This window comes from Pseudomonas sp. 32_A (genome assembly GCF_017490905.1).
Classification (GTDB): Bacteria; Pseudomonadota; Gammaproteobacteria; order Pseudomonadales; family Pseudomonadaceae; genus Aquipseudomonas; species Aquipseudomonas inefficax.
On record NZ_JAFGYI010000364.1, the window covers coordinates 1 to 440 of the forward strand.

Below are 440 nucleotides of genomic sequence, written 5' to 3' on the forward strand. Positions count from 1 at the left end.
CTGCACCGTTCCGGTACCTCCAGGACCCAGCAGGTGGACACTACGACCACCGGACTGGATCTCTTCGGCTCCGACCGTGCCGTTGTTGCCATGCGGGTTGACGGCAACCTCGTCGATCTGCAGCGTGAACTCCATGACGGCGCCGAGGTGGAGCCGGTTGAGGCCACCAGCGAGGATGGGCTCAACATCATCCGGCACTCGGCCACCCACGTCATGGCTCAGGCCGTCCAGCAGCTATACCCCGAGGTGAACTTGGGTATTGGTCCGTTCATTACCGACGGGTTCTACTATGACTTCGGCAATATTGAGCCCGTCACCCCCGAGGTTCTTTCTGAGCTTGAAAAGCGAATGAAGCGGATCGTCAAAGAGAATCAGCGCTTCGTGCGTCGGGTCACCACTGAGGAGTCCGCCCGCGAGGAGCTGGCCGACCAGCCTTACAA

At 60.5% G+C, this 440-nt stretch carries 1 pseudogene; it reads left to right on the top strand.

Going from position 1 to position 440, the window contains the following annotated elements:
* Positions 1 to 33: 33 nt before the first annotated feature.
* A pseudogene (locus tag J5M58_RS27085) lies at positions 34 to 440 on the top strand (hypothetical protein); the annotation flags it as partial.